This is a genomic window from Klebsiella sp. CN_Kp073 (genome assembly GCF_040065495.2).
Taxonomy (GTDB): Bacteria; Pseudomonadota; Gammaproteobacteria; order Enterobacterales; family Enterobacteriaceae; genus Klebsiella; species Klebsiella aerogenes.
Window position 1 is genome coordinate 1,419,138 of the sequence record NZ_CM198051.1, and the last position, 19,155, is coordinate 1,438,292.

A 19,155-nucleotide genomic window follows, 5' to 3' on the forward strand; every position below is an offset into this window, starting at 1 on the left:
GCGCCGGAAGAAATCGTCTCTTCCGGCGCTCTTATTCGTTGTTTCCTGTGGTAATCCTCCGCTGAACCGCCTACGATCTCTCATATTCGTAACATGATGGAATAGAGGTGCTTATGCGCTGGCAAGGGCGTCGTGAAAGCGACAATGTGGAAGACAGACGTAGTGATTCAGGTTCGCCGCTGGGCGGCGGCGGTGGCGGTTTCCGCATTCCAAGCGGTAAAGGCGGCATCGTCCTGCTGATTATCGTTCTGGTGGCGGGTTATTATGGCGTGGATTTAACCGGCATGCTGACTGGCGAACCGATGCCGCAGCAGCAGACTTCTACCCAACGTTCCATCAGCCCGAAGGATGACGAAGCGGCGAAGTTCACCTCCGTTATTCTGGCAACCACCGAAGACACCTGGGGGCCTATTTTCGAAAAGATGGGGCGGCAATACGTTCAGCCGAAGCTGGTGATGTATCGCGGCGCGACCCGTACCGGTTGCGGCACCGGCCAATCGGTGATGGGGCCGTTCTACTGTCCGGCGGACAGCACGGTCTATATCGACCTGTCATTCTATGACGAGATGAAAAACAAACTCGGCGCTGACGGCGACTTTGCGCAGGGCTACGTGATTGCGCACGAAGTCGGCCATCATGTGCAGAAACTGCTCGGCATCGAACCTAAGGTCCGTCAGATGCAGCAGCAGGCTTCGCAGACCGAAGTGAACCGCCTGTCGGTGAAAATGGAGCTGCAGGCAGACTGCTTTGCGGGCGTCTGGGGCAATAACATGCAGAAGCAGGATGTGATGGAAACCGGCGATCTGCAGGAAGCGCTCAATGCCGCTGAGGCCATCGGCGACGATCGTCTGCAGGAACAAAGCCAGGGCCGCGTAGTGCCGGACAGCTTCACCCATGGGACTTCCCAGCAGCGCTATACCTGGTTCAAACGCGGTTTTGATAGCGGCGATCCTGCGCAGTGTAATACCTTTGGCAGTTCACTTCGTTAACGCTTGCTCATGGAACCGCTTGTTCACCTGACCGCGCGGATGGCGCGCGAGGGCATTCGTCGCCTGCTGGTGCTTAGCGGCGACGAAGACTGGTGCCTGACGCAAGCCCTGGATTTGCGAGCGCGGCTGGAGGGCGATGGACTGTGGGTCGGCCCGTCGTCACAGCTGGCGCCCTGCGCGGCGCCGGGCGCGCTGAAAACGCTGCTCGGGCGCGAATTTCAGCATGCCTTTTTCGACGCTCGCCACGGTTTTGACGTGGCGGCTTTTGCCGCGCTTGCCGGCACGCTGCGCGCCGGCAGCTGGTTAGTGCTGCTGGCGCCGGATTTTGCCCGCTGGCCTGAGCAGGCGGATGGCGATTCGCTGCGCTGGAGCGATACGTCTGAACCAATCGCCACCCCTAACTTTGTCCACCGTTGTCTCCAGCTCTTCACCGCGGATCCTGAGGTCGCACTGTGGCGACAGGGCTACGGCTTACGGTTGCCGGAGGTCGCTCCGCGCAGAGACTGGCACGCTGCCGATGGCTACCCGCAGGCCGAACAGGCCGCCATTCTTTCGTCACTACTGTCATCGCCCCCGGAAATTGCCGCCATCACCGCCGGGCGCGGGCGCGGTAAATCTGCGCTGGCGGGAATGTTGATTCATCAGCTCACCGGCTCCACCATCGTCACTGCGCCGACGCGCGACGCGACGGAAGTCATCGCCGTTTTTGCGGGACAAAAGATATGCTTTATGGCGCCCGATGCGCTGCTGGCAAGCGATGCGAAAGCCGACTGGCTGGTGGTCGATGAGGCCGCCGCTATCCCGGCACCGACGCTGCGCCAGCTGACGGCGCGTTTTCCCCATACGCTGTTAACGACGACGGTTCAGGGCTATGAGGGAACCGGCCGCGGCTTCTTATTGAAGTTCTGCGCCGGTTTCCCAACGCTACGGCGGTATAACCTGTCGTCGCCGATTCGCTGGGCGCCGGGTTGCCCGCTGGAGTCGGTTATCGACCGGTTATTGTTATTTAACGATGAGGCATTTCTGCTGGCGCCGCATGGGGAACCGCAGCTGGAGACGTTAAGCCAGGATGCCTGGCGCGAACAACCCACGCGCCCATCAGAGGCTTATCAACTGCTTTCCGGCGCGCATTACCGCACTTCGCCGCTGGATTTGCGCAGGATGATGGATGCGCCAGGCCAGCACTTCACCGTGGCTCGCTGCGCGGATGGCGTCGCTGGCGCGGTGTGGCTGGTGGAAGAGGGCGGTCTCGAACCTGAGCTTAGCCGCGCCGTCTGGGCCGGATATCGCCGCCCGCGCGGCAATCTTGTCGCCCAATCATTGGCCGCGCACGGCGGTAGCCCGCTGGCGGCGACGCTGACCGGCAGGCGCGTCAGTCGTATTGCCGTCCATCCAGCGCGCCAGCGCGAAGGGTTGGGGCAGCGTTTAATCGCCCATGCCGTCAAGCAGACGCACGGCTGTGACTATCTCTCCGTCAGCTTTGGTTTTACCCCTGAACTATGGCGCTTCTGGCAGCGCTGCGGGTTTCTGCTGGTGCGCATGGGCACGCATCGCGAGGCGAGCAGCGGCTGCTATACGGCGATGGCGCTCTATCCGCTCAGCGAAGAGGGGCGGCAACTGGCCTGGCGCGAACATCAACGGCTGGCGCGGGATGAACGCTGGCTGAGTCAGTGGCGTGATGAACGCGCTCCGGTGACGATGGATGAAACAGCTATGCTTACTGAGGAGGACTGGCTGGAGGTCGCCGGTTTTGCCTTTGCGCATCGTCCGCTGTTGGCGGCGGTCGGGAGTCTGAACCGGCTTCTGCAGGCGACGCCGCTGCCGTTAGTGGCGCTACGCGCGCGCTTAGCGCAGCAGGATGAAGCAGCGCTATGCGTGGACCTCGGCTTATCCGGTCGCAAGGCGCTGCTGGCGCGACTGCGGGAAGAGGCGGCTTCGGCCATGGCGGGACTCGATCCTGCCCGCGCGCAGCGGCTGGAAGAGTGGGTCAGGAAGCTGCAATTTTTTTAACTAACTCATTCAGTTAAATGGCATGGTCATATTCTCTGCGCGGCGTAAACTGCCTTGCATCAATCAGGAGCCCGATTCCTGTTTATCTGAGACATCAGGAGATAACCATGAAACACGATCACTTTATTGTTCAGAGCCCGGCGACGCCTGCGCAACAGTTGCTGCTGCTGTTTCATGGCGTGGGCGATAATCCGGTTTCGATGGGGCAAATAGGTAGCTGGTTTGCGCCGCTGTTTCCCAACGCGCTCATTGTCAGTATCGGTGGTGCGGAGCCCTGCGGTCCGGCGCCGGCGCGCCAGTGGTTTTCGGTACAAGGCGTGACGGAAGAGAATCGTCAGCAGCGCATTGATGCCATTATGCCGACCTTTATTGAAACGGTACGCTACTGGCAAAAACAGAGCGGTTTGGGCCCGCAGGCGACGGCGCTGATCGGTTTTTCGCAGGGTGCGATTATGTCCCTCGAGAGTATTAAAGCCGAGCCAGGACTGGCGTCGCGGGTAATTGCCTTTAACGGCCGTTACGCGACGCTGCCGCAAACGGCGACCACGCAAACCACCGTGCATCTGATCCACGGCGGCGAGGATCGGGTGATCGATCTGGCGTGGGCGGTCTCCGCGCAGGAGCGGCTGCAGGAGCTGGGTGGAGATGTCACGCTGGATATCGTTGAAGATCTCGGACATGCCATTGATGACCGGAGCATGCAGTTTGCCCTCGACCGTCTGCGTTATACCGTACCGAAGCACTATTTTGATGAAGCGTTGAGCGGCGGTACGCCGAAAGATGACGATATAATCGAAATGCTGTAATGGCCCCGCGGTACAACGTCGCTGGTATAGGTAGATACTGTTATCGGTTTACAACTTTTTAAGGGTTTTCCCGGACGCGGCGCGTTGCGCCTTCTCCGGGCTACCAAATCGCACAGCGCTGTAGCCCCGGTAAGCGGCAGCGCCACCGGGGAATTTTGAGGCCACCAACACCGGCAGTTTCAGTAGCCACGGGTACAGAGGTAAAATTGAGAACTTCAGCTCGCAATGGTACGGGCCATAGCCCGGGTAAGGCGTCGGCCGCTACCCGGGAATGCACCCAGCCCGCGTGATGACGGGGAGCGCAGGTTTACTTCTTCGGCTGGTCTTTGTTCGGCCAGTCGTCGTCGTCATCCCACTTGCTATTGAAGTCGCGATGCGGCGGCAGATCCGGTTTGTTATCGAGATATTTTTTCGGGTCGACGCGATTAAGATCTTTAATCACGTTGATCATCACGCCGACTAAAAATACCAACACCAGAATCCACCAGTGGTTGATAAGCCATTCCATGCTGTGTCCTCTTTTTACCCCGCAGCGGCGCTGCAGGGTAATCGTTATTGTCGTCAGGCGACCAGTTGTTCCATGATGCGTTGATACATCCGCGCCAGCAGCTGCAGGTCGGCGGCATTGACGCATTCATTAATTTTGTGAATGGTCGCGTTCACCGGGCCCAGTTCCACCACCTGCGCGCCCATGCGGGCGATAAAGCGTCCGTCAGAGGTACCGCCGGTGGTTAGCAACTGCGGTTTTACTTCATTATAGTGCTCAATGGCGTTCACGACCGCATCGACAAGATTGCCGCGACCGGTCAGGAACGGCTGGCCGGAAAGCCACCATTCGACGGTATAGCGCAGCTGATATTTTTCCAGCAGCGCGATGATGCGTGCTTTGATCATCTCGTCGGTCAGCTCGGTGCTGAAACGGAAGTTGAACTGAACGAACATATCGCCAGGGATGACGTTGTTACTGCCGGTGCCAGCCTGCACGTTGGCGATTTGCATGCTGGTCGGCGGGAAGTATTCGTTGCCTTTATCCCATTCGATAGCCACCAGCTCCGCCAGCATCGGCGCGGCGCGGTGCACCGGGTTATCGGCGAGGTGCGGATAAGCGACGTGGCCCTGGACACCATGAATCGTCAGGTTACAGGTGAGTGAACCGCGGCGGCCGTTTTTCACGACATCGCCGACCACTTCGGTACTTGAAGGTTCGCCGACCAGGCAGTAATCAAGGCGCTCGTTACGCGCCATCAGCGTTTCGACCACTTTTACCGTGCCATGGGTGGCGCTGGCTTCTTCATCAGAGGTGATGAGAAACGCCAGGCGTCCTTTATGATCCGGATACTGCGCGACAAAGCGCTCGGCGGCGACAACCATTGCCGCCAGCGATCCTTTCATATCCGCCGCGCCGCGGCCAAACAGCATGCCATCGCGAATAGTTGGTTCAAACGGCGGGTTGATCCAGCGGTCGGCGTCGCCGGCCGGCACCACATCGGTATGGCCGGCAAAGGCCAGCGTTTCACCCTGTCCGCGCCAGGCCCAGAAATTTTGCGTATCGCCGAAGTCCATCGCTTCAACGGTAAAGCCGATCGCCCGCAGGCGTTCAATCATTAACGCCTGGCATCCCGCATCATTGGGGCTAAGGGAAGGGCGGCGAATAAGCTGCTGAGCCAGCTCAATGACCGGGCAAGACATAGACTACACCTCGTTAATAAATTTTTCGTAGTTTGCTTCGCTAAAGCCCAGCAGCATAGGCTGACCGGGCGCGCAGAGCAATGGGCGTTTGATAATTGCCGGCATTTCCAGCATCAACGCCGCCGCCGCATCGGCATTATCGATCCCAGTGCGGACCGATTCATCGAGTTTGCGCCAGGTGGTGCCGCGGGTGTTAAGCAGCGCTTCCCAGCCTAATTCGGCAATAAAGGTATTCAGCAATTCGCGGTCCAGTCCGTCAACACGATAATCATGGAAGCGATAGTCTATCTGATGGGCTTCCAGCCAGCGGCGGGCCTTTTTAATGGTGTCGCAGTTTTTGATGCCGTACATGGTCAACATAATTAAACCTTCACGTTAAAAGAATATGTTTCTCAGTTTTTTCCGAATATATAAGCTTTGTTAAATAATACGTGAATCGGCTGGATAAATATAACTTTTCAGCCTTGTCTGATTAAAATTTGTTCTTTTTCGCGACAGACTAAGATAATGAATTACAGGAATTCTGATATTAACAAAATGTTGCGTAATGTTGCTCTATGTCACATTAAATTTACATGAACCGGCTTATGGTAGCCGCAAGCCAGAGTATTCAAGGCTTGCGGTGACAAGAAAAGCGATTAGAGCGATAGATCGGACGAACTTCTCCTGAGCGGGGAATTTATCTAAAATCGCCATAATAATAAGAGAGGCTATTATGATTGAACATGAACTGGGGAACTGGAAAGATTTTATCGAAGATATGCTGCGTAAATAAAATCTGGCTTTGTCGGTACTGAAGACAATGTTTAACCCATGAAAAAGGCGACTGTGACAGTCGCCTTTTCTGTTATTTGACGGTTTATTCCGGCCTCTCTTTCAGCGGGAAGCGGCGGCGTACCAACACGAAGAACAGCGGTACAAAGAAGATGGCCAACACGGTGGCGGAGATCATTCCGCCCATGACGCCGGTACCAACAGCGTGCTGGCTGCCGGAGCCCGCGCCGGTACTGGTGGCCATTGGCAGCACGCCGAAGATAAACGCCAGTGAGGTCATCAGTATCGGGCGTAGACGCTGGCGACAGGCCGATAGGGTGGCGGTCAGCAGATCTTCGCCTTTCTGGTTCAGCTCGTTGGCGAACTCAACAATCAGGATGGCGTTCTTTGCCGACAGGCCGATGACCGTCAACAGACCTACCTGGAAGTAGACATCGTTTTCCAGGCCGCGCATCCAGGTCGCCAGCAGCGCGCCGATAACCCCCAGCGGCACCACCAGCATCACCGAGAACGGTACCGACCAGCTTTCATATAGCGCCGCCAGACACAGGAAGACCACCAGCAGAGAAATGGCGTACAGGGCAGGCGCCTGAGCGCCAGACAAACGCTCCTGATAGGACATCGCCGTCCATTCCAGGCCGAAACCGTTCGGGAGCTGTTTGGCTAACTCTTCCATAATGGTCATGGCGGTACCGGTGCTGACGCCAGGCGCGGCTTCGCCAACGATCTCGACCGCTGAGTAGCCATTGTAACGTTCGAGGCGCGGCGAACCCGTTTCCCAACGCGAGGTGGCGAAGGCGGAGAACGGTACCATGGTGCCGCTACTGTTACGCACATACCACAAATTGATATCGTCCGGCAGCATGCGATATTTCGCCGCCGCCTGGACGTAGACCTTCTTCACGCGTCCGCGATCCATAAAGTCGTTCACGTAGCTCGAACCCCAGGCGGTCTGCAGCGTATCGTTAATATCATCAATGGAGACCCCCAGCGCCTGGGCTTTACGCTGGTCGATATCAACCTGTAGTTGCGGACTGTCGTCCAGGCCGTTGTGGCGTACGCGGGTGAGCTGGTCGTTGTTCGCCGCCAGCTCCAGCAGTTTGTCGCGCGCCGACATCAGCGCCTCGTGGCCGTTGCCGGCGTGATCTTCCAGCTCCATATCGAAGCCCGCGGAGCTGCCAAGGCCGCTGATGGCCGGTGGGCTGCTGGCAAACACGCGCGCTTCTTTAATTTTATTGAAGGCTTTGGTCGCGCGCTCAATGATAGCGAACGAGGAGCCGGTTTTTGGGTCGCGCTGATCCCAGTCTTTCAGGCGGACAAACATACGTGCGACGTTCTGGCCGTTGCCGCCGGGGCCGGAGCCGACGGTAGCAAACACCGACTCGACGTTACTCTTCTCGTTATTGAGGAAATAATCTTCCGCTTTTTGCACCACTTTCAGCGTCTGCTGTTGGGTGGAGCCGCTCGGGAGCTGTATCGAGGTGGTGAACATACCGCGGTCTTCCAGCGGCAGGAACGAAGTCGGCAGATGCAGGAACAGCAGCACCATGCCGCCGAGCAGTAGGACGTAAATCAAAATCCAGCGCAGCGAACGATGGAGAATTTTGCCCACGAAAGTTTCATAGCGGCTGGCGCTGCGGTTGAAGGTGCGGTTAAACCAGCCGAAGAACCCTTTTTGACCATGCTCCTCGCCTTTTTGAATCGGTTTTAACAGCGTGGCGCAGAGCGCCGGGGTGAGGATCATCGCCACCAGCACCGACAGCACCATTGCTGAAACGATGGTGATGGAGAACTGGCGGTAAATGGCGCCGGTGGTGCCGCCGAAGAAGGCCATAGGGACGAATACCGCCGAAAGGACCATGGCGATACCGACCAGCGCCCCCTGGATCTGCTTCATCGATTTTCGCGTCGCTTCGCGCGGCGAAAGACCTTCTTCGCTCATAATGCGCTCGACGTTTTCGACGACGACGATGGCGTCATCGACCAGCAGGCCGATAGCCAGCACCGTCGCGAACATCGTCAGGGTGTTAATACTGTAGCCGCAGGCGTAGAGCACGGCGAAGGTGCCCATCAATACCACCGGCACGGCGATGGTCGGGATCAGGGTCGCGCGGAAGTTCTGCAAGAACAAATACATGACCAGGAACACCAGCAGAATCGCCTCCAGCAGCGTTTTCACCACATCGGTAATCGAGGCTTTTACAAAAGAGGTGGTCTCGTAGGCGACTTTATACTGCAGTCCGTGCGGGAAATATTGCGACAGTTCATTAAGACGGGCGATAACGCGCTCGGCGGTGGCCATTTCGTTGGCACCCGAGGCGAGCTTAATCCCCAGCCCCGAAGCGGCCTGACGATTATAGCGGCTCAGATAATCATATTTTTCTGCGCCCATTTCGACGCTGGCGACGTCGCCCAGCGTGACTTCCGAACCATCCTTATTAACGCGCAGGGTAATATCGCGGAACTGCTGCGGCGTTTGTAGCAGCGATTGTGAGTTGATGGTGGCGTTCAGCGCCTGGTTATCAACCGATGGCGTACCGCCCAACTGGCCGACGGCAATTTGCGCGTTCTGCGATTCGATGGCGTCAGTTACATCTTTCGCCGTCATCTGATAGCTGTTGAGTTTCGCCGGATCGAGCCAGATACGCATTGAGTACTGCGAACCATAGGCGTCGATATCGCCGACGCCGTTGACGCGGCTTAGAGGATCCTGCACGTTACTGGCGACGTAGTCGGCAATATCCTGCTTATCCATGCTGCCGTCGGTAGAGACAAACGCGAGAGTGAGAATGTTGGTGTCGCCGGTTTTGCGCACCGTGACCCCCTGATTCTGTACCGCCTGCGGCAGTTTACGCATCGCCGATTGCAGCTGGTTTTGTACCTGCTGTACGGCTTCATCCGGGTCGGTACCGGCGGTAAAGCTCAGGGTAACCGTTGCCTGACCGGTGGCGCTACTCTGCGATGACATGTACATGAGGTTATCAAGGCCGGTCATATTCTGTTCGATAACCTGGGTGACGGTATTCTCCAGCGTTTGCGCCGAAGCGCCGGGATAATTGGCCGTCACTCGGACGTTAGGCGGCGCCAAATCCGGATATTGTTCTACGGGGAGCGACAAAATTGCCAGCGTGCCGGTCAGGACTAATAAAATAGCCAAAACCCAGGCAAAGATGGGGCGATCGATAAAGAAATTCGCCATCGGAATCAGGACCTCATTGTGTACATTTTTTGTTATTTCGCAGCCTGTGATACTTTATAGATAACCCTGCAGGCAATCGTGGAGAAATTAAGGAGATAGTGTAATTTATCATGTGTCTTTTATGAGAGCGTAAAGAAACGTCTGTCGCTCCTCTCTGAATTTATATGCGCTTATCACGTCTTTTCTGTCATTCCGTCAAAGCCGCTTATTATTGCTCAGCTAAATGAAACAAAATTTCATTCAGGTCAATATTTTTGATCTAAACCGGATTCTGGTGAGAAAAGCCGATTTCTGGGCAAACGACCATTGTCCCACGGTCATGATGTCAGGTAATAAACAGTCATACTAAATGAGGGGTTATTAGCGATAAGCCGGAAGGATGTATGAACCACTTTATTATGAGCGATAGTCGCAAATGCATCGGATGCAGGGGCTGCGAAGTGGCCTGCGTGATGGCGCATAATGGCGAACAACATGTCTTGACCCCACAGCGCTTTTTGCCGCGCATTACCGTGATTAAAAACCAGAAACAGCGTAACGCGGTAACCTGTCGTCACTGTGAAGGCGCGCCCTGCGCGCGTAGCTGTCCTAACGGCGCCATTAGCCGGCAGGAAGACAGCGTATTGGTGCAGGAAGAAAAATGTATCGGCTGTAAATCCTGCGTGGTGGCCTGTCCCTTTGGCGTGATGCAAATCGTCGTCACGCCAAACGGCAGAGCGACGGCGCACAAATGCGACTTATGTCATGGTCGCGAAGCCGGGCCAGCCTGCGTGCAGAATTGTCCGGCGCAGGCGTTACAGTTGGCGACCGATTCCGCGTTAAGCGAGATGGCGAAAGCGCGGCGGCTGCGGGCGGCGCGTGCGGATGCGGCGTCCTGGCAACATCGGACTTTGACCGCTTTAGCGTCAACCGCCGGCGATAAGGCTAGCCAGATGGCGGCCACGCCCACCCGCGGCGAGGCGGATAAACTGGCGGCTGACGCGCGTAAACAGCACTTTGGCGAAATCTATTTGCCGTTCAGCGCGGCGCAGGCGCAGCGGGAAACGCAGCGCTGTCTGAAATGCGGCGATCGCAGCATCTGCGAGTGGACCTGTCCGCTGCATAACCATATTCCGCAGTGGATCGAGCGGGTAAAAGCCGGCGACATCGCCAGCGCCGTTGAGCTTTCCCATCAAACCAACTGCCTGCCGGAAATCACCGGTCGCGTCTGCCCGCAGGATCGTCTGTGCGAGGGGACCTGCACGCTGCGCGATGAGAGCGGCTCGGTGACGATCGGCAATATCGAACGCTATATCTCCGACCAGGCGCTGGCTGGCGGCTGGCGCCCGGACCTTTCGGCGGTAAAAGCCAGCGGTAGGAAGGTTGCCATCATCGGCGCCGGGCCTGCGGGCCTGGCCTGCGCCGACCTTCTGGCGCGTAGCGGCGTGGCGCCGGTGGTGTTCGATCGCCACCCGGAAATCGGCGGCCTGCTGACGTTCGGCATCCCGCCTTTCAAGCTGGATAAATCATTGCTGGCCCGTCGGCGCGAGATTTTCAGCCAGATGGGCATCCGCTTTGAACTGAACTGCGAGGTGGGTAAAGATATCAAACTCGTACAGCTGCTTGCAGACTATGACGCGGTTTTCGTCGGCGCCGGTACCTATCGCTCAATGAAAGCCGATCTGCCTAACGAGGAGGCGCCGGGCGTGTATGAGGCGCTGCCGTTCCTTATCGCCAACACCAAACAGGTGATGGGGCTGGAGGCGCTGGCCGATGAACCTTATATCGATACCGCCGGGCTGAAGGTGGTCGTGCTGGGGGGCGGCGATACGGCGATGGACTGCGTGCGTACCGCGCTGCGCCACGGCGCGCAGCAGGTCACCTGCGCCTATCGTCGTGATGAAGCCAATATGCCGGGGTCGAAAAAAGAGGTCAAAAATGCCCGGGAAGAGGGGGCGAGTTTTGAATTCAATGTTCAGCCGATCACCCTTGAGCTCGGTGAGGATGGCCGGGTCAGCGGCGTGCGTTTTCTGCGCACCCAGCTTGGCGAACCGGACGCTCAGGGCCGCCGCAGCCCGTCGCCGATCCCCGGCAGCGAATTTGTGATGCCTGCCGACGCGGTCATTATGGCGTTTGGTTTCCACCCGCATTCAATGCCGTGGCTGGAAGCCGCGGGGGTACAGCTGGATAGCCGCGGGCGGATCAAGGCGAACGTGGAGAGCCGCTATCGATACCAGACCAGTAATCAGAAGATCTTCGCCGGCGGCGACGCGGTGCGCGGCGCGGATTTGGTGGTGACGGCGATGGCGGAAGGGCGGCATGCCGCGCAGGGGATCATGGACTACCTGGGCGTCGCTTCCGCACTGACGCACTAACGACAAAGCAGGCTCCGCGGCGTAGTATGACTGGGTTATTTCACGCTGCGGAGTTTGCATGTCACTTAATATCCACGTCATTAAAGATAAAATCCTCTCCGAAAACTACTTCGTACTGCGCAACATGACCTATGAGTTGACGCGCCGCGACGGCAGCGTCGTGCGTCACAAACGCGAAGTGTACGATCGCGGCAATGGCGCCACGGTTCTGCTCTACAACCCCGGCAAACAGAGTGTGGTTCTGGTGCGCCAGTTCCGTGTCGCCACTTGGGTGAATGGCAACCAGGATGGCATGCTGATTGAAACCTGCGCCGGACTGCTGGATAACGACGCGCCAGAGGTGTGTATCCGCAAGGAAGCGATCGAGGAGACCGGTTATCAGGTCGGCGAGGCGCGCAAGGTCTTCGAACTCTATATGTCGCCCGGCGGCGTGACCGAACTGATTCACTTTTTTATCGCCGAATACAGCGAGGCGCAGCGCGCTAACCGGGGCGGCGGCGTAGATGATGAAGATATTGAGGTGCTGGAACTGCCGTTCGTCCGGGCGCTGGAAATGGTCGCCAGCGGTGAAATCCAGGATGGCAAAGCGGTGATCCTGCTGCAATACCTACAAAATTCCGGCCTCATGTCGCGGGATCTCTGATAAATCTGATTGAGCAAAACCCCGCCAGTGCTGATGATAATGATGAATTAGAAATCACTCTGTCAGTCATACTTCGGGATTGTGCCGCTCATGCTTTATCGGGTTTTAATACTGCTTTTTTTCGGTTTTCTGCCGACGTCGTTGGCGTGGGCGGCGCCAGCCCAGCAGTTGTTTGGAGATTGGCTTGTCACCTGCAACAATCAAAATTATTGCGTCACGCGTAATGTCGGGCTGCATCATGGATTGGTGATGACGCTAAGCCGCAGCGCGGGAGCGGCCACCGATGCCGCTTTGCGCATTGAACTTGGCGGCGTCGGTAATCCGGTTGCCGCGCTGGCGGCCATCGGCCCGCGGCTGCAGCTAGATGGAAAATCGCTGCATTTTGACGGTAAACACTGGCAGATTGCCGATAAGCTGATTAAAACCGGCGATAGCGTCAGTATCGACGCTTTCCTGCAGCAGGCCCAGGAGGGGAAAGAGATTACCCTGCAAAACGGTCTGCAAAGCATTTCATTAAAGGGCCTGAAGGCCGCGCTGCTATTTATTGATAATCGGCAAAAGCGGGTCGGCAGCGAAACCGCGTGGGTCGGCAAAGGTGAAGAACCGCCGCTCAGCGTACCGCCGGCACCAGCGTTGCGAACCGTAGGTAAAGCGGAAGTAGCGCAGTCGCCGCTCAGCCGCGACGAACTTAATGAGCTTATCGATTACGGCAATGAGCGGATGAACGCCAGCCCCTGTTCGCTCGATCCTTTCCGCCGGGAAATCCGCGTCACCGCGCTAACCGATGAGAAAGTTCTGTTGATGACCAGTTGCGAAGCGGGCGCGTATAACACCGTCTGGCTGGCGTGGCTGGTGTCGCGCAAAACGCCGCATCTTGCCCGTCAGGTGCGGCTGGCGCTGCCATTCCAGCCGCCCGGCAATGCGCCGCGCGATATTGAGTTGATTAACGCCAGCTTCGATGAGCAGCGTCATGAACTGGTGACCTTCGATAAAGGCCGCGCGCCGGGCGATTGCGGGATCCAAACCCGCTGGCGCTATGACGGCCAGCGGTTTAATTTGACCCGCTACGCTCAGCAACCGCAGTGCGATAACTGGCAGGGGCCAGACGCCTGGCCCACATTATGGATCACCCGTTAAGCACTTTGCGGCTGACTTCGACAATATGTTCAGCGGTAAAGCCGAAGAACGGGAACAGCTTGTCGGCTGGCGCCGATTCCCCGTAGCGGGTCATACCAACAATTGCGCCTTTCAGGCCGACATATTTATACCAGTAGTCGGCGATACCGGCTTCGATAGCGACGCGGGCGCTAACATCGGAAGGCAGCACCGACTCGCGCCAGGCCTCATCCTGAGCATCGAAAACGTCGGTGGAGGGCAGCGACACCACCCGCACGTTTACGCCGCTGGCCAGCAGCGTCTCCGCCGCCTGAACAGTAATCTCGACTTCCGAACCGGTGGCGATAAGGATGAGATCCGGCTTGCCGCCCGCATCCTTCAGAACGTAACCGCCGCGCGCAATTTCCTGCACCTGTTCCGGCGTACGGGCCATTTGCGCCAGATTCTGTCGCGAAAGGATTAACGCGGTAGGGCCGTCATTGCGCTCGATGGCCGCCTGCCAGGCGACGGCGGTTTCCACCTGATCGCACGGCCGCCAGGTACTAAAATTGGGCGTCAGGCGCAGGCTTGCCAGCTGCTCTACCGCCTGGTGCGTTGGACCGTCTTCGCCAAGGCCGATTGAATCATGGGTATAGACCATAATCTGATGCGCCTTCATCAGCGCCGCCATGCGTGCGGCGTTACGCGCGTATTCGACGAACATCAGGAAGGTCGAGGTATAGGGAATAAAACCGCCGTGCAGGGCGATGCCGTTAGCTACCGCGGTCATACCGAATTCGCGTACGCCGTAGTGGATATAATTACCCGCCTGATCCTCTTTGATCGACTTCGAGCCGGACCAGATCGTCAGGTTACTGGGCGCCAGGTCGGCGGAACCGCCGAGCAGCTCAGGCAGATCCGGGCCGTAGGCGTTAAGCGCATTTTGCGAAGCCTTACGGCTGGCTATTTTCGCCGGTTCCGACTGTAGCTTCGCCACATAGTCATGGGCCGTTTTTTGCCAGTCAGCCGGGAGCTCACCTTCCATGCGCCGTTTGAGCTCAGCCGCCAGTTCTGGATACTGCTGCTGATAAGCGGCGAATTTTTCATTCCACGCATGTTCTGCTTTCTCGCCGCGCGGCCGCGCATCCCAGCCCTGATAAATTTCTTTTGGGATTTCAAACGGCGGATATTTCCAGCCCAGCTGTTCGCGGGCCAGCGCGACCTCCTTTTCCCCCAAGGCCGCGCCGTGCGACTCTTCGGAACCGGCTTTATTCGGTGAACCAAAACCGATTATGGTGCGGCAAATAATCAGCGAAGGTTTGTCTGTTACCGCCTGCGCTTGCTGGATTGCCTGCTTCACCGCCTGCGGATCGTGACCGTCGATATCGCCAATCACGTGCCAGTGGTAGGCGCGAAAGCGCTCGGCGGTATCGTCGGTGAACCAGCCTTCAACGTGGCCGTCAATAGAGATACCGTTGTGATCGTAGAACCCAATCAGCTTGCCTAATCCCAGGGTGCCCGCCAGCGAACTGGCCTCGTGTGAAATCCCCTCCATCAGACAGCCATCGCCCATAAACACCCAGGTGTAGTGATCGACGATGTCGTGGCCGGGACGGTTAAACTGCGCCGCCAGCGTACGTTCGGCTATAGCCATCCCGACGGCGTTAGCCAGCCCCTGGCCGAGCGGCCCGGTGGTGGTTTCCACGCCGGGGGTATAACCATGTTCCGGGTGACCCGGCGTTTTCGAATGCAGCTGGCGGAAGTTTTTCAGCTCATTCATCGGCAGATCGTAGCCGGTCAAATGCAGCAGGCTATACAGCAGCATCGAAGCATGGCCGTTAGACAAAATGAAACGATCGCGATCGTACCAGTGCGGATTTGTCGGGTTGTGCTTGAGAAAATCGTTCCACAGCACTTCGGCAATATCCGCCATCCCCATCGGAGCGCCGGGGTGGCCGGAGTTGGCTTTCTGGACGGCGTCCATGCTCAGGGCGCGAATGGCGTTAGCAAGCTCTCTTCGGGACATAGTCGTTTACTCCGTGACAAAGGATGACAGTTTGGCTGCTAGCAGATCTTCCAGTTTGCGTTGATCGACGGCGAACTGGCGAATACCTTCCGCCAGCTTTTCTACCGCCATCGGATCCTGGTTATGCTCCCAGCGGAATTCCGCTTCGCTTAGCGGAACCGGGCGCGGAAGTATCTGATGAGCGGGGATGAGTTTACGTATTACCGGCGCGTCGCTGGCCTGCAGCTCTTGTAACAAGGCCGGGGAGATGGTGAGGCGGTCGCAGCCGACCAGCGCGAGGATTTGTTCGGTACGGCGGAAGCTGGCGCCCATCACGATGGTGTTGTACTTATGGAGTTTGAAATAGTCGTAGATATTGCGCACCGATTTCACCCCCGGGTCTTCATCAACCACGTAAGGCTCTAACGGCTGACGCGCCTGATACCAGTCGTAAATACGCCCGACGAAGGGCGAAATCAGAAACACGCCGGCTTCGGCGCAGGCGCGAGCCTGGGCGAATGAGAACAACAGCGTCAGGTTGCAGTGGATCCCTTCTTTTTCCAGCACCTCCGCGGCGCGGATCCCCTCCCATGTGGAGGCCAGTTTGATCAGGATCCGCGACTTATCGATCCCCATTTCCTGATAGAGAGCGACCAGGTGGCGCGCTTTCTCAATACTTTTTTCACGATTGAAGGAGAGACGGGCATCGACTTCGGTAGAGACGCGCCCTGGAATGCTTTTGAGTATTTCCGCGCCGAAATTGACCGCCAGCTTATCGCAGGCATTAGCGACCTGCGCCTCGCGGTTGCCGCCCTGTTTCGCGGCCCAGGCGAGGGCATCATCGATAAGCCCGGCGTAGTTATCCAATCCGGCAGCCTTTAATAGCAGCGAAGGGTTGGTGGTGGCATCTTCCGGCTGATAGTGGCGGATAGATTCAATGTCGCCGCTGTCGGCGACCACGGTGGTGAATTGTTTGATACTGTCTAGCTGATTCATTAAAAAGTACTCCTGGAACAATAAGTTGCATTAGTTCTTGTCGTTATGCGGTAGAGATGGTGATGAGGTACATAACTAAAAAGCATAGCAGACGGGGCTATCATTGACCGTGAAACTAGGTTACATAAATATTATAAATTGATAACAACCAGACCTTTGTGATGGCAAGAGTATGGCGGCCTTCAAAGTTTAAACCGCCGTCAGGCGCGATACTAAGCATCGCCTTAAGGCGGGCCGACGGCTCGCCATCACGCTTCACCCCCTACGATTCGATACGTGAAAGGAACCATAAAATGGATGAGCAGTTGAAACAAAGCGCCCTCGATTTCCACGAGTTCCCGGTGCCCGGGAAAATTCAGGTGTCGCCGACCAAACCCCTGGCGACCCAACGCGATCTGGCGCTGGCATATTCGCCGGGCGTTGCCGCGCCGTGCCTGGAAATTGAGAAGGATCCTTTGGCCGCTTACAAATACACCGCTCGCGGCAACCTTGTTGCGGTGGTCTCTAACGGTACCGCCGTCCTCGGTTTAGGCAATATCGGCGCGCTGGCCGGAAAACCGGTAATGGAAGGAAAGGGCGTTCTGTTTAAGAAATTCGCCGGCATTGATGTGTTTGATATTGAAGTCGATGAGCTGGATCCTGACAAATTCATTAATGTCGTCGCCGCCCTGGAGCCGACGTTTGGCGGCATCAACCTCGAAGATATTAAAGCGCCGGAATGTTTCTATATTGAGCAGAAACTGCGTGAACGCATGAATATTCCGGTGTTCCACGACGATCAGCACGGCACGGCGATTATCAGCACCGCGGCAATTCTCAACGGTCTGCGGGTGGTTGAGAAGAATCTCTCCGATGTGCGGATGGTGGTCTCCGGCGCGGGAGCGGCGGCAATCGCCTGTATGAACCTGCTGGTGGCGCTGGGAATGCAGAAACACAATATCGTGGTCTGCGACTCGAAAGGCGTTATCTATAAAGATCGCGAAGCCAATATGGCGGAAACCAAAGCGGCCTACGCGGTGGAAGACGACGGGAAACGTACCCTCGACGATGTCATCGATGGCGCGGACATTTTCCTCGGCTGCTCCGGGCCGAAAGTTCTGACTCCGGAGATGGTCAAGAAAATGGCGCGCTCGCCGCTGATCCTCGCGCTGGCGAACCCGGAGCCGGAAATCCTGCCGCCGTTGGCGAAGGAAGTGCGCGACGATGTGATTATTTGTACCGGCCGTTCCGACTATCCAAACCAGGTCAACAACGTGCTGTGCTTCCCGTTCATTTTCCGCGGCGCGCTGGATGTTGGCGCGACGGCGATTAACGAAGAGATGAAGCTGGCGGCGGTTCACGCTATCGCCGAGCTGGCGCATGCCGAACAGAGCGAAGTCGTGGCTTCCGCCTATGGCGACCAGGATCTCAGCTTTGGCCCGGAGTACATTATTCCGAAACCGTTCGATCCGCGCCTGATCGTCAAGATCGCGCCAGCGGTTGCCAAAGCGGCGATGGAATCCGGCGTGGCGACGCGGCCGATTGCCGACTTCGATGCCTACATCGAGAAGCTGAGCGAGTTCGTTTATAAAACCAACCTGTTTATGAAGCCGATCTTCTCCCAGGCGCGCAAAGAGCCGAAGCGCGTGGTGCTGGCGGAAGGTGAGGAGACCCGCGTGCTGCACGCCACGCAGGAGCTGGTATCGCTGGGGCTGGCGAAGCCAATCCTCATCGGTCGTCCGAGCGTGATTGAAATGCGCATCCAGAAACTGGGTCTGCAGATCAAACCGGGCGTGGACTTTGAAATCGTCAATAATGAATCCGATCCGCGCTTTAAAGAGTACTGGAGCGAGTACTATCAGCTGATGAAGCGCCGCGGCATTACCCAGGAGCAGGCGCAACGGGCAGTAATTAGCAACACCTCGGTCATTGGCGCGATCATGGTTCATCGCGGTGAGGCGGACGCGATGATCTGCGGAACCATCGGCGATTATCATGAGCACTATCGCGTGGTACAGCCGCTGTTTGGCTTCCGCGACGGCGTCAGCACCGCCGGGGCGATGAACGCGCTGCTGCTGCCAAGCGGTAACACCTTTATCGCCGACACCTACGTCAATCACGATCCATCGCCGGAAGAGCTGGCGGAGATCACCCTGATGGCGGCGGAAAGCGTGCGTCGTTTTGGTATCGAACCGCGCGTGGCGCTGCTGTCGCACTCCAACTTCGGTTCCGCCGATTGCCCGTCGGCCAGCAAAATGCGTAAAACGCTGGAATTGGTGAAAGCGAGCGCGCCGGATCTGATGATTGACGGCGAAATGCACGGCGACGCCGCGCTGGTCGAAAGCATCCGTAATGACCGTATGCCGGATAGCCCGCTGAAAGGGGCGGCCAATATTCTGGTGATGCCGAATATGGAAGCCGCGCGTATCAGCTACAACCTGCTGCGCGTCTCCAGTTCGGAAGGGGTCACCGTCGGGCCGGTACTGATGGGTATCGCTAAGCCGGTGCATATTCTGACGCCTATCGCCTCCGTGCGGCGTATCGTCAACATGGTGGCGCTGGCGGTCGTGGAAGCGCAGACCCAGCCGCTGTAAACGCATAAAATTAAGCCCCGGT

At 57.5% G+C, this 19,155-nt stretch carries 13 protein-coding genes and 1 pseudogene; 8 read left to right on the forward strand and 6 right to left on the reverse strand.

What is annotated here, in order from left to right:
• Positions 1 to 113: 113 nt before the first annotated feature.
• The 3 genes from ypfJ (at position 114) to ypfH (ending at position 3,805) form a co-directional block, all read left to right on the forward strand.
• Positions 114 to 989, forward strand: a complete 876-nt coding sequence (gene ypfJ, locus ABLV66_RS06925; RefSeq protein WP_047043480.1) for a KPN_02809 family neutral zinc metallopeptidase — start codon at positions 114 to 116, stop codon at positions 987 to 989.
• A 9-nt stretch (positions 990 to 998) separates the two neighbouring features.
• The gene (locus ABLV66_RS06930; protein WP_348876960.1) at positions 999 to 2,999 is read left to right on the forward strand and encodes a tRNA(Met) cytidine acetyltransferase TmcA; all 2,001 of its coding nucleotides are present in this window, start codon (positions 999 to 1,001) and stop codon (positions 2,997 to 2,999) included.
• Between the two features lie 107 nt (positions 3,000 to 3,106).
• On the forward strand, positions 3,107 to 3,805 hold the full coding sequence (ypfH, locus tag ABLV66_RS06935) for an esterase (RefSeq protein ID WP_047043485.1): 699 nt from the start codon (positions 3,107 to 3,109) through the stop codon (positions 3,803 to 3,805).
• Between the two features lie 307 nt (positions 3,806 to 4,112).
• On the opposite strand, the gene ABLV66_RS06940 is transcribed toward ypfH, so the two are convergent.
• Genes ABLV66_RS06940 through ABLV66_RS06950 form a run of 3 tightly spaced genes read right to left on the reverse strand, consistent with a single transcriptional unit; the run spans position 4,113 to position 5,854 of the window.
• The gene (locus ABLV66_RS06940) at positions 4,113 to 4,313 is read right to left on the reverse strand and encodes a YpfN family protein (protein WP_015365470.1); all 201 of its coding nucleotides are present in this window, start codon (positions 4,311 to 4,313) and stop codon (positions 4,113 to 4,115) included.
• A 53-nt stretch (positions 4,314 to 4,366) separates the two neighbouring features.
• Positions 4,367 to 5,494 (reverse strand): succinyl-diaminopimelate desuccinylase, encoded by a 1,128-nt coding sequence (gene dapE, locus ABLV66_RS06945; protein ID WP_020078199.1) that lies wholly within the window; start codon positions 5,492 to 5,494, stop codon positions 4,367 to 4,369.
• A 3-nt stretch (positions 5,495 to 5,497) separates the two neighbouring features.
• The gene (locus tag ABLV66_RS06950) at positions 5,498 to 5,854 is read right to left on the reverse strand and encodes an ArsC family reductase (protein WP_015703145.1); all 357 of its coding nucleotides are present in this window, start codon (positions 5,852 to 5,854) and stop codon (positions 5,498 to 5,500) included.
• Between the two features lie 355 nt (positions 5,855 to 6,209).
• On the opposite strand from ABLV66_RS06950, the gene ypfM reads away from it, so the two are divergent.
• Positions 6,210 to 6,269, forward strand: coding sequence for a protein YpfM (gene ypfM / locus ABLV66_RS06955; RefSeq protein ID WP_087867655.1), 60 nt, complete (start codon positions 6,210 to 6,212; stop codon positions 6,267 to 6,269).
• An 84-nt stretch (positions 6,270 to 6,353) separates the two neighbouring features.
• On the opposite strand, the gene acrD is transcribed toward ypfM, so the two are convergent.
• Complete coding sequence (gene acrD / locus ABLV66_RS06960) at positions 6,354 to 9,467, reverse strand: multidrug efflux RND transporter permease AcrD (protein ID WP_047043488.1); 3,114 nt, start codon at positions 9,465 to 9,467, stop codon at positions 6,354 to 6,356.
• Positions 9,468 to 9,850: 383 nt separating this feature from the next.
• On the opposite strand from acrD, the gene aegA reads away from it, so the two are divergent.
• The 3 genes and pseudogenes from aegA to ABLV66_RS06975 all read left to right on the forward strand — a co-directional run bounded on the left by aegA (position 9,851) and on the right by ABLV66_RS06975 (position 13,601).
• Positions 9,851 to 11,821, forward strand: a complete 1,971-nt coding sequence (gene aegA, locus ABLV66_RS06965; RefSeq protein WP_348876961.1) for a formate-dependent uric acid utilization protein AegA — start codon at positions 9,851 to 9,853, stop codon at positions 11,819 to 11,821.
• Between the two features lie 58 nt (positions 11,822 to 11,879).
• A pseudogene (gene nudK / locus ABLV66_RS06970) lies at positions 11,880 to 12,477 on the forward strand (GDP-mannose pyrophosphatase NudK).
• Positions 12,478 to 12,554: 77 nt separating this feature from the next.
• The gene (locus ABLV66_RS06975; protein ID WP_213797454.1) at positions 12,555 to 13,601 is read left to right on the forward strand and encodes a DUF1176 domain-containing protein; all 1,047 of its coding nucleotides are present in this window, start codon (positions 12,555 to 12,557) and stop codon (positions 13,599 to 13,601) included.
• On the opposite strand, the gene tkt is transcribed toward ABLV66_RS06975, so the two are convergent.
• Together tkt and tal are read right to left on the reverse strand one after the other, a co-directional pair.
• A complete protein-coding gene (gene tkt / locus ABLV66_RS06980) occupies positions 13,591 to 15,585 on the reverse strand; it encodes a transketolase (protein WP_213794796.1) in 1,995 nt (664 codons plus the stop codon). The two genes, ABLV66_RS06975 and tkt, sit on opposite strands and share 11 nt — an antisense overlap.
• Positions 15,586 to 15,591: 6 nt before the next feature.
• Positions 15,592 to 16,560: a transaldolase gene (gene tal, locus ABLV66_RS06985; protein ID WP_045392631.1), complete on the reverse strand. Its 969-nt coding sequence runs from the start codon at positions 16,558 to 16,560 to the stop codon at positions 15,592 to 15,594.
• Between the two features lie 293 nt (positions 16,561 to 16,853).
• Between tal and maeB the strand changes: the two genes are divergently transcribed.
• Positions 16,854 to 19,133, forward strand: a complete 2,280-nt coding sequence (gene maeB, locus ABLV66_RS06990; protein WP_015365481.1) for an NADP-dependent oxaloacetate-decarboxylating malate dehydrogenase — start codon at positions 16,854 to 16,856, stop codon at positions 19,131 to 19,133.
• Positions 19,134 to 19,155: the final 22 nt, after the last annotated feature.